This is a genomic window from Actinomadura soli, assembly GCF_005889715.1.
Taxonomy (GTDB): Bacteria; Actinomycetota; Actinomycetes; order Streptosporangiales; family Streptosporangiaceae; genus Spirillospora; species Spirillospora soli.
Window position 1 is genome coordinate 21579 of sequence record NZ_VCKW01000082.1, and the last position, 9324, is coordinate 30902.

Genomic DNA, 9324 nt, shown 5'->3' on the forward strand with positions numbered 1-9324 from the left:
CCGCCCTTCCCAGAGCCGCCGCGCGATCCAGGCGCGTTCTGTCTCCCGTCCGACGAAGCTCGTCGGCGGCACCCTCAGGTTGCCGCGCGCCGTCCCGTCCGGACCTCGCGGGACGGTCCGCAGCACGGCCAGGTACGCGGCCTGCAACTCCTGCCCGGGGTCGCTGCCCAGCTCCTCGGCAAGGCGGCCCCTGAACTCCTCGAACCTCGCGAGCGCCTCCGCCGATCGTCCGGCCCGGTGCAGGGCCTCGACCATCAAGGCGCGCAGCCGTTCCCGCAACGGATGCCGCGCGGCCAGCTCCTCCAGCTCCGCCGCCAGCCGCGCCGGATCGGCGCCCGTGGCCAGTTCGGCGGCCACCCGGTCCTCGGTCGCCGCGAGCCGGAGCGCCTCCAGCCGGACGGCGACGGCCGCCGCGAACGGGACTCCGCCCGCATCCCCGAGCGCGTCGCCCCGCCACAGCTCAAGCGCGCTGGTCAGCCGCTCAACGGCGAGCTTCGCGTCCCCGCCGCGAAGCGCCCTGGCGCCTTCGGCCGCCAGCCGCTCGAACTCGGGAGCGTCGACGGCCTCGACGTCCAGCACGTACCCGCCGGGCACCGACCGCAGCCGACCGGCAGGCAGGACGCGCCGCAACCGCGAAACGAGCGCCTGCAACGCATGCACGCGATCACCCGGGCCGCCGTCCGGCCACAGCGCCTCGACCAGCGACTCGACGGTGACCGTCCGCCCCGGCTCCAGCGCCAGCCGGATCAGCAGCGCCCGAAGCCGCGCGCCCCCGATCGCGACGTCCCTCCCCTGGTCCGTCACCGCCAGCGGACCAAGAATCCCAACACGCACCCCTCAACCCTGCCACGCGGCGATCGTCAGGCGTCCTCGCGCAGCAGCAGGACCAGCTCCCCGGCGAGCGGCGCCTGCCGGGGCAGGTCGGATTGGTAGAGCGCGATGCGCGCGTGCGTGCCGCGCTCCTCGCCGAAGACCTCGATGAGCAGGTCGGACGCCCCGTTCAGCACGGCGGGCGCCTGCGCGAACTCCGGCGTGGAGTTGACGTGTCCCGCCAGCCGGACGGGCCGCTCGACCACGTCCAGGCTGCCGAGCTCGGCACGCGCCATGGCCAGCAGGTTGATCGCGACCAGCCGCGCGGACTCGTACCCCTCCTCCACCCCGAGATCCCGCCCGAGCTTCCCGCTGATCGGCAGGTAGTCGCGGCCCTGATCATCCTTGGCCGTCCCATACGTCCCGGACACGTAGAAGAAGTCACGGGCCCGCACGCCGTACACGAACCGTCCGATCGGCTCGGGTGGACGCACATCGCTCAACCCCAGCCGCACAAGAGCCTGCTCGGGTGTCTCACCACTGCTCATGCGGACAATCCTGACCCCCGCTACGGGGCCTCCACCCCGGAGACCCGATACCGCATCACCTCGGCCGCACGGATCTGGGCGGCCTGCTCGGGCTCGGGCCCCGCGCCACGGAAACGCTCGACGTCCTCGTCGTTCTCCCACCGCTCGTACACGTTGATCCGATCCGGCTCCACCAGATCGGCCGACAGAGCGAAGTCGAGACAGCCGGGCGCGGCCCGTGCCATCTCGACCACCTCCCGGCTCCCGGCCAGGTAGGTCTCGCGGTCGTCCACGTACAGCGTCCCCGAAATGATGATCATCTGGCTTTCGTCCCCCCGGCTCGACCGATCACCCAGTATGCCGGGCCTCCTCAATGTTGAACCATGGTACAAATAGTACGATGGTTCAACTATTTGAGGGGACGCGATGAGCGCGGGACAGCCCGTACGTGCCGGGCGGCGGGAGTGGTGCGGCCTCGCGCTGCTGGCGCTGCCGACCATGCTGCTGGGCCTCGACGTGACGGCGCTCTACCTGGTCGTCCCGAGCCTGGCCGCGGACCTCGGCCCGTCCGCGACGGAGACGCTGTGGATCATGGACGCCTACGGCTTCCTCATCGCCGGTTTCCTGATCACGATGGGAACGCTGGGCGACCGCCTCGGACGCCGCCGCCTCCTGATGATCGGAATGGCCGCGTTCGCCGCCGCCTCGGTCGTCGCCACGTTCGCTCCCAGCGCCCTCTGGCTGATCGTCGCCCGCGCGCTGCTCGGGGTGGCCGGGGCGACGCTGATGCCCTCGACGCTGTCCCTCATCAGCACCATGTTCACCGACGCCAAGCAGAGGGCCTTGGCGATCGGCGTGTGGGCCACGATGTTCGCGCTGGGCATGGCCGCGGGCCCGATCGCGGGCGGCGTGCTGGTCGCCGCCTTCTGGTGGGGCGCGGTATTCCTCATCGCCGTACCGGTCGCCGTGCTGGTCCTGACCGGCGCGCCCGCACTTCTCCCCGAGTTCCGGACCCCTGGCGGACGTCTCGACCTGCTCAGCGTGGGCCTGTCCCTGGCGGCGATGCTGCCGACCGTCTACGCGATCAAGCACGTCGCGAGCCACGGCTTCGACGTCCAGGCGTGGGTCGCCCTGCCCGTCGGCGCCGTGTCGGCGGTCGCCTTCGTCCGGCGGCAACTGCAACTGAAAGACCCCCTGCTCGATGTGAGACTCCTCGCCACCAGCCGCGCCTTCTCCGCGGCCCTGGCCGTCCTGCTGATCGGCCTGGTCGGGTTCGGCGGGGTGATGTTCCTGGTCACCCAATATCTACAGCTCGTCGAGGGCCTCACTCCGACGATCGCCGGACTGTGGATAAGTCCGCCCGCACTGGCCATGCTCGCCGGGGCGCTCGGCGCGCCCCTGCTGGCCGGACGCGTGTCACCCGGCGTGATCATGGCCGCCGCCCTGGCGATCTCGCTCGTCGGATACGCCCTGCTCGCCCTCGCCGGAACCGGCGCGAAGGCGGCCGTGATCGCCGGATTCGGGGTCGTCTACCTCGGGCTCGGGGTCATCGCCGCCCTCGGCACCGACATCGTCGTGGGCACGGTACCGCCGGAGAAGTCCGGATCCGCCGCCGCGCTGTCGGAGACCGTCCAGGAACTCGGCGTCGCGGCCGGGGTCGCGCTCCTCGGCAGCCTCACCGCCGTGACCTACCGGAGCACGGTCGACGTCCCGTCCGGGATGAATCCGCCCGCAGCCGACGCATACGGCGACAGCCTCTCCGGAGCATGGTCCGTCAGGGACGAGATGCCGACCGGAGCCCTCCAGACCGCGCAAGCCGCGTTCACCAGCGGGCTCAACACAGCCGCCATGGCAGCGGGCATCGCCGTCGCGGCCGCGTCGCTGGCCTGCTTCGCGACACTGCGGCACGTGCGGCCCCTCGGGGAGACAGCCCCCGAAGCGGAGCCGGTAGCCTCGGCTAGCGGGAGCGGCGACGGCAGGTGAGACGGTGGCGGCTGAGCAGGACACGGTGGACGGGCGCAGGTTGCGCGGGCAGCGCCGCCGAGCCCAGATCATCGAGGCGACGCTCACGATCGTCCGCCGCGACGGCGCCACCGGCGTCACGCACCGGACCGTCGCCAAAGAGGCCGGTATCACCACCAGCCTGACCGTCTACTACTTCGCCACGCTGGACGACCTGCTCGTCGCCGCGCTGACCAGCGTCACCGACGCCTACACCCAGCGCATCCGCGAACTCATCGACACCGGCGCCGACCCGATCGACGGGCTCGCCCGGCTCATCGCCGAATCCGCCGGGCCCGGCCGCGAGCGCGCACTGGCCGAACGCGAACTGTCGACACTGGCGGCCCGCCGTCCGGCCCTACGCCCTGCGGCCCGCCGCTGGCGCGACAACGTCGCGGAGCTGGCCCGCACCCAGACCGGCGACCCGGACGCCATCGAAGCCTTCGTCGCCCTGTCCGACGGACTCTGCACGGCGATCCTCCTCGACGACCACGAGGCAGACCTGGCCCGCATCCGGGCCGTCCTCAGCAAGGCCCTGCTGAGCACGAGCCGCTAGCCCTACCAGGTGGACGGGAACATGCGGTGCTTGAGCAGGCCGTCGAGCTGCTCGGCGGCGTGCTTGGTGTCGCCGCAAGGCGAGAGGTAGCCGTGCCTGCCGCGTCCGGCCTCGTAGTAGCCCCAGGTACCGCCGGGCGTGGCGCGGACGTTCACCGGGGCCCTGACGTGCCTGTCCGGGCTGAACGCGAAGACCCACAGCAGCGGCGGACGCGTCGGGAACTCGTCGGCCCGGTAGAGCTTCACGGTCCGGTACCCCTTGGACCAGACCGCCGCGTCGAGCAGGTCGAGGTAATGAATGGCGGTATCGCGACCCAGCCAGGTACGCCACCGCAGAAAGTACCGCTCCACGCGGACGTTCAGCGGGCGCACCGGACCCATACGACCTTTCCCTCCTCGTTGAGCGACCGGACACCCCAGTCATGGACGAGCTGCACCACCAGCAGCAGACCGCGCCCGTTCGTCGCGCCCTGGTCCTCATCCCGGACGACGGGCCTGCCCTCGCCCTCGTCCCAGACCTCGATGACGAACAGGTCGTCGCGCCCGTCGGGCAGCACCCGGACAACGATGTGCCCGAACCCCACGTGCTTGTAGGCGTTGGTAACCAGCTCGGTAACCACGACCCGCGCGGTGTAGTCGTCCGCGACCCCGATCTCCCGCGCGCGCTCTGCGAGATAGCGCCGCGCCCTCCCGGGCGCCCGCTCGGACGGCTCCAGCACGAGAGCCGGTGACTCCGGCGCGATCAGTGCTGCCGGCATCGGTAAACCCCTTCCAGCCTGGACGGCGGCCGATCTCGAACGGGCCTTCATCCCAAACCGGAGAATCCCGCTCTAATCACCCTCTGTCATCGAACGACCACCATTCAGTCACGGAAGGCTTTACGATTCCTAGGTAGCCGGGGACTAGTACCAAAAGACTCACAAGCGCTACCACGCCGAATATCACCAGGTCGGAGGCGTCATGACGATGAAGAACAGGATCAAACCCGAGTTCCTGAGCTTCGGCGCGGAGGTCAGGCGTCTCCGCAAGGCCGCCGGTCTCAACCAGCAGCAACTCTCTGACCTGGTCAACGTCACACGCAGCTACATCACACAGATCGAGTGCGGCCGGACGCGCTGCCGCCGCGACCTCGCCCTGCGCCTTGACCGCGCTCTCAAGTCCGGCACGACCCTCGTCGAAGCGTGGGACGAGCTACTAGAATCGATCAAGTCGGACAAGTACCCCGAGTTCTTCGCCAACTTCCCCAAGGCCGAACAGTCCGCGAACATGCTCAGGGCCTACGAAGAAAGGATCGTCCACGGGCTGTTTCAGATCGAGGCTTATGCTCGCGTCCTCCTGAATGACGAGGATGCAATCAAGAACAGGATACGACGCCAGGAGGTCCTCGACCGAAACCCTGCGCCCGCGGTGACCGTCGTCATGGACGAAAGCGTCCTATACCGAGAAGTCGGCGGCAAAGAAGTGATGAGAGAGCAGCTTGAACACCTCATCCAGCTCTCCCATCGGGACAAAGTCAATATTCAAATCGTCCCGATTCAATACATTCGAAACGTGTGGGCAACCTTCGTCATCGCCACTTTGCCGGATCAGCGTCAAGTGGTCTACACGGCCAAGGCGTACGGTGGCGAGACATCCACTTCTCCAGTCGACATAGCGCTGGTCAACGAAACCATGGCCACACTTCAAGCCGAAGCGCTGAACGTGAGAGACACGAGAGCACTGATCAGAAAGGTGATTGAGGAACGATGGACCTGAGTGCCGCAGCATGGAGGAAGGCTTCCCGCAGCAACGAATCTGGCGATGCTTGTGTTGAGATGACGTCCACCCCTGACACAATTCTTATTCGCGACAGCAAGCTCCCCGATGGCCCTATGCTCGTCATGGACCGCAGCGACTTCCAATCCTTCGTCACGACCCTCAAGAACCTCTGACCCCGATGATGAATCTAAGTAACGCCACTTGGCGCAAGGCATCTCGCAGCAGCGAGCAAGGCGATGCTTGCGTTGAACTTGCAGTGTGGCGCAAGGCATCTCGCAGTCATGATGACGGTGATGCTTGCGTCGAGCTTGCCAGCGTTCCGAGCGCATGGCGCAAGGCTTCACGCAGTCATGAAGACGGAGACCAATGTGTCGAGGTCGCCGGAGTTTCCGATGCGGTGGCTTTCCGTGACAGCAAGGACCCTAACGGCCCCAAGCTCATCATCAGTCGCAGCAACTTCCACCGGTTCGCTGAGGTGATTAAGAACCTCTCCGTATCTGCGTCCTGAGGAGGCTCAGCATGCAACCCGACCTGGGTAACGCAGTGTGGCGCAAAGCTTCACGAAGCACGGCAGAAGGCGACAACTGTGTCGAGCTTGCCGGTGTGCCGGTGGTGTGGAACAGGGCTTCGCGCAGTCATGAAGACGGTGACCAGTGCGTCGAAGTCGCTGGTGTTTCGGATGCGGTGGCTTTTCGTGACAGCAAGGACCCCGGAGGGCCCAAGCTCATCGTGAATCGCGTCGACTTTCGGAGCTTCGTGCAGGCCCTCAAGGACCTCTGAGGGGTCGCGCGCGTGACCCGGGGTCGTTAGTTGGTTCGGGTGTGGAGGCTGCGCGCGAGGGTGGGGATCATTACCGTCGCGGCGACGAGGTGTAGCCCCAGGAGGGCGGTGATGGTGGCGGCGTTCGCCCCGGAGAGGAAGGGCGGGATCAGCGAGATCGCGGTCAGCGATACCGCCGTCCACACGAATCGGGCGGCGGGGCGGGCGCTCCAGCGCAGAAGAACAGCGGCGATGAGGCTGCCCACTACCGAGAAGGAGCCGGTCACCACGGCGAAGCCGGACAACGGGATCGTCTCGCCGCCGTCGGGGACCTCGAAGTCGACGCCGACGGCCAGAGCGAGCGCGGCGGCGAGGGTGGTGGCCGCCACGGCTGCGAGGGTGGCGACCGAGCCGGTGGCGGCGAGCCTGCGGAATCGGTGGGTGTGGCCGGTCTGGCCCGATGCCGGGCCTGCGACGGCCCCGGTGTCATTCGTGCTGTTCATGTCGTCCTCGATCATTGGGTGACTGGCGTAGGGGTGTGTCGACTGGCGTGTGCCGGTTGTGGCCCTGGGGGTGACGATGCGCACCCTCGCCGTGCGACGGCCGGGGTTGCGCAGGGCGCGGACGCCGGTGCCGCGGAGCCAGAACCCGGCGTCGCGTCCCAGGACCGGCCCGGGCTCGCCGTCGCGCAGTTCCAGTTGCACCCGCCCGTGGGTGACGACGCCGAACGCGTCGCACCACTCTGCAGGGACCACCGCGACACGCGCGCCGCCGCGCAGCGTGAGCGTCCGCACCGGGACTACTCCGTGCCGTCCGCCGGAAGACGCTCGGGCAGCCCGAGCCGCGGGAACTGATCGTCGTGGAACGTGGTGATCTCGGTGATCGCCCCGCCGGTGACGCGCAGGACGTCGATCGTCAGCGGCAGGTAGGCGCCCTCGTGCTTCCGCCATTCGTAGAAGGCGATGGCGGGCTGCCGGTTCACGGAGGTGGGGACGGCGCGCAGGCCCGTCATGCCCTCGAAGCCGCTCTCGATCCAGTCGTTCATCACCGCGTCGCGGCCGATGTACAGGCCCGGCGTGGGCGGCATCGAGCACCGGACGTCGTCGCGCAGCAGTGCGGCGAGCGCGTCGATGTCCGTGGCCACGCTGGCTTCGGTGTAGCGGCGCACCACCTCGCGCGTCCCGGCGTCCTCCTCGCCGCCGGTCCAGTCCTGCCGCTCGGCGGGCAGGTGCTCCCGCATCCCGGCGCGGGCCCGCTGCAGCGCGCTGTTCACGGAGTTGACGGAGTCCCCGAGCAGCTCCGCGACGTCCTTCGCCGGCCAGCCGAGCACGTCCCGCAGGATCAGGACGGCCCGGGGGCGCGGCGCGAGGTGCTGGACGGCGACCAGGTACGCCAGCTCGATCGTCTCCCGCGCGACGGCGACGGCCTCCGGCTCGTCCGCGTCGCCCGCCGGCAGCTCGTCGAGCAGCCGGTCCGGGTAGGGCTGCAGCCACAGCACCTCGCCGCCGGTCGCGGGCTCCGGGCGGCGCTTGGCGAGCAGGTCCAGGCAGGCGTTGGTGGCGATCCGGTAGAGCCAGGCCCGGAACGTCGACCGTCCCTCGAAGGTCTCCCGCCGCCGCCAGGCGCGCAGGAACGTCTCCTGCACGGTGTCCTCGGCGTCCTCGAACGACCCGAGCATCCGGTAGCAGTGGACGTGCAACTCCCGCCGGTGCCGCTCCGCCAGCCCCGAGAACGCCGGCTCGTCCACCTCGCCCAGACCGCTCACACCCAGCTCCTCCAGCCATGTCTCCGCACCCATCACGTCATCCTTCCGTCTCGTTGTGCCCTGTCGTAGGTGTGACGGGTTCGGGCGCGAGAACTCATCACTCGGGCTGAGCGGGCACCGGCGGGACCGTCGCTTGGCGTGCGTCACTGCGGAGGGTGTGCCCTTACACACGCCATGCATCCTGCACAAGGAATGACTTCATCGAACGGAACACCCGTCCGCGACTACAAGTGCGGACAGGCCGCAGATCCAGGCGCAGCACCTTATCCGGGGAATACGCCCTTCCAGAATCGCGAGCTCATCGCACATGGAAAAGGTCTCAATGGGTGCGAGCTGCGATCTCGCCTTTCTGGCCGGATTCGGCTACTCGCAGGAGTGGACACCCGTGACGGCACGGCTAGCGTTTGAGGCACTTGCCGGAGGAGCAGATATGAGCAGACTGCCCTTGGGTCCTTATCCAGGGATCGGGTACGGCCATCTAGTGTCCACCACTGAGGGTGCCTTCGTTGTCAGGCGTGAGTGGCTCGTTCTTCCCATCCCTGTCGAGCGGCCGGAGCGTGGCTTTGCGGACATGCGGCTGGAGTGTCCCGCCTGTGGCAGAACGCTGACCGTGCGAGTGTCTTCGTTGGCGAGGGCCAAGCGGCGACAGCAGACGTGGCGGGTCGTGTCGGTGGCGGGCCTGGCGGCCGCGGTGCTCTGCGGACTGCTGATGATCCCTGCTGGGGACGCGCTGCGGTCTTTATTGGTCATTGGTTTGGTGCTTGCGGTCACCCTCGCGTTTGCCTGGTTCATGCGCTTGGGCCTGGAGGACGGGGTGACTGTGCGCTGGCCGACGTGGACTCGCATGCGCGGTCACATGCTCCGCTGGCCTCCCGGAACGCCCCGTCGCTGGGAGAGGTGACTGACGGCGGCGCAGATTCTCAAGCACGGTGGCCTCCAGGTTCAGGGTGGGGCTGGCCGCAGGCCGATCATGGTGCGGGCTGGCGTGCCGACGGGGGTCGTCCCGTCCAATGCTGGTCGTCCTGACGACGCCGTTTCGGAAAGGGCGATGCCATGCTCACCCGCCGAGGATGCCTCCGGCTGACCTCCGTGTCGCTGCTGTGCGCGGGAATGCTGCCGGCCGTGCCGTTTCCCGCGAATGCGAGCGTC

At 68.5% G+C, this 9324-nt stretch carries 12 protein-coding genes and 1 pseudogene; 6 read left to right on the plus strand and 7 right to left on the minus strand.

The features are described 5' to 3' along the window. Positions 1-132: 132 nt before the first annotated feature. The 3 genes and pseudogenes from ETD83_RS44540 to ETD83_RS17690 all read right to left on the minus strand — a co-directional run. Positions 133-834: pseudogene (locus ETD83_RS44540) on the minus strand (AfsR/SARP family transcriptional regulator); the annotation flags it as partial. A 26-nt stretch (positions 835-860) separates the two neighbouring features. Next, positions 861-1358 carry a RidA family protein gene (locus tag ETD83_RS17685; RefSeq protein WP_138646226.1) on the minus strand — a complete coding sequence of 166 codons (498 nt, stop codon included), beginning with the start codon at positions 1356-1358 and terminating at the stop codon, positions 861-863. Positions 1359-1378: 20 nt separating this feature from the next. Continuing rightward, on the minus strand, positions 1379-1657 hold the full coding sequence (locus tag ETD83_RS17690) for a putative quinol monooxygenase (RefSeq protein ID WP_138646227.1): 279 nt from the start codon (positions 1655-1657) through the stop codon (positions 1379-1381). A gap of 106 nt (positions 1658-1763) precedes the next feature. On the opposite strand from ETD83_RS17690, the gene ETD83_RS17695 reads away from it, so the two are divergent. Next, on the plus strand, positions 1764-3320 hold the full coding sequence (locus tag ETD83_RS17695; RefSeq protein WP_138646228.1) for an MFS transporter: 1557 nt from the start codon (positions 1764-1766) through the stop codon (positions 3318-3320). A gap of 4 nt (positions 3321-3324) precedes the next feature. Next, positions 3325-3894 (plus strand): TetR/AcrR family transcriptional regulator, encoded by a 570-nt coding sequence (locus ETD83_RS17700; RefSeq protein WP_138646229.1) that lies wholly within the window; start codon positions 3325-3327, stop codon positions 3892-3894. Between the two features lie 2 nt (positions 3895-3896). Here ETD83_RS17700 and ETD83_RS17705 read toward each other — a convergent pair whose 3' ends face one another. Both ETD83_RS17705 and ETD83_RS17710 read right to left on the minus strand, forming a co-directional pair. Continuing rightward, a complete protein-coding gene (locus ETD83_RS17705; RefSeq protein WP_138646230.1) occupies positions 3897-4274 on the minus strand; it encodes a hypothetical protein in 378 nt (125 codons plus the stop codon). After that, positions 4253-4651: an ATP-binding protein gene (locus ETD83_RS17710; RefSeq protein WP_171064290.1), complete on the minus strand. Its 399-nt coding sequence runs from the start codon at positions 4649-4651 to the stop codon at positions 4253-4255. The genes ETD83_RS17705 and ETD83_RS17710 overlap by 22 nt, the downstream gene beginning before the upstream one ends. Before the next feature lie 202 nt (positions 4652-4853). On the opposite strand from ETD83_RS17710, the gene ETD83_RS17715 reads away from it, so the two are divergent. The 4 genes from ETD83_RS17715 to ETD83_RS17730 are packed head-to-tail and all read left to right on the plus strand — an operon-like array spanning position 4854 to position 6431. Next, on the plus strand, positions 4854-5648 hold the full coding sequence (locus ETD83_RS17715) for a helix-turn-helix domain-containing protein (protein ID WP_138646232.1): 795 nt from the start codon (positions 4854-4856) through the stop codon (positions 5646-5648). Further along, complete coding sequence (locus tag ETD83_RS17720; RefSeq protein ID WP_138646233.1) at positions 5639-5824, plus strand: DUF397 domain-containing protein; 186 nt, start codon at positions 5639-5641, stop codon at positions 5822-5824. Before ETD83_RS17715 ends, ETD83_RS17720 begins: the two co-directional genes overlap by 10 nt. A gap of 5 nt (positions 5825-5829) precedes the next feature. Further along, entirely contained in the window at positions 5830-6159 is a 330-nt protein-coding gene (locus tag ETD83_RS44550; RefSeq protein WP_205717734.1) for a DUF397 domain-containing protein, read from the plus strand. A gap of 11 nt (positions 6160-6170) precedes the next feature. Beyond that, positions 6171-6431, plus strand: coding sequence for a DUF397 domain-containing protein (locus ETD83_RS17730; protein WP_138646234.1), 261 nt, complete (start codon positions 6171-6173; stop codon positions 6429-6431). 26 nt (positions 6432-6457) lie between these two features. On the opposite strand, the gene ETD83_RS43730 is transcribed toward ETD83_RS17730, so the two are convergent. Beyond that, positions 6458-7204 carry a DUF6069 family protein gene (locus ETD83_RS43730; RefSeq protein WP_138646235.1) on the minus strand — a complete coding sequence of 249 codons (747 nt, stop codon included), beginning with the start codon at positions 7202-7204 and terminating at the stop codon, positions 6458-6460. A 5-nt stretch (positions 7205-7209) separates the two neighbouring features. Continuing rightward, positions 7210-8208 (minus strand): RNA polymerase subunit sigma-70, encoded by a 999-nt coding sequence (locus ETD83_RS17740; protein ID WP_138646236.1) that lies wholly within the window; start codon positions 8206-8208, stop codon positions 7210-7212. Positions 8209-9324 lie beyond the last annotated feature (1116 nt).

Coding starts and splice junctions, on each gene's coding strand:
- ETD83_RS17695 (WP_138646228.1), top strand. CDS start 1,764: ATGAGCGCGGGACAGCCCGTACGTGCCGGGCGGCGGGAGTGGTGCGGC.
- ETD83_RS17690 (WP_138646227.1), bottom strand. CDS start 1,657: ATGATCATCATTTCGGGGACGCTGTACGTGGACGACCGCGAGACCTAC.
- ETD83_RS17715 (WP_138646232.1), top strand. CDS start 4,854: ATGACGATGAAGAACAGGATCAAACCCGAGTTCCTGAGCTTCGGCGCG.
- ETD83_RS17710 (WP_171064290.1), bottom strand. CDS start 4,651: ATGCCGGCAGCACTGATCGCGCCGGAGTCACCGGCTCTCGTGCTGGAG.
- ETD83_RS17720 (WP_138646233.1), top strand. CDS start 5,639: ATGGACCTGAGTGCCGCAGCATGGAGGAAGGCTTCCCGCAGCAACGAA.
- ETD83_RS44550 (WP_205717734.1), top strand. CDS start 5,830: ATGATGAATCTAAGTAACGCCACTTGGCGCAAGGCATCTCGCAGCAGC.
- ETD83_RS17740 (WP_138646236.1), bottom strand. CDS start 8,208: ATGGGTGCGGAGACATGGCTGGAGGAGCTGGGTGTGAGCGGTCTGGGC.
- ETD83_RS17705 (WP_138646230.1), bottom strand. CDS start 4,274: ATGGGTCCGGTGCGCCCGCTGAACGTCCGCGTGGAGCGGTACTTTCTG.
- ETD83_RS17730 (WP_138646234.1), top strand. CDS start 6,171: ATGCAACCCGACCTGGGTAACGCAGTGTGGCGCAAAGCTTCACGAAGC.
- ETD83_RS17685 (WP_138646226.1), bottom strand. CDS start 1,358: ATGAGCAGTGGTGAGACACCCGAGCAGGCTCTTGTGCGGCTGGGGTTG.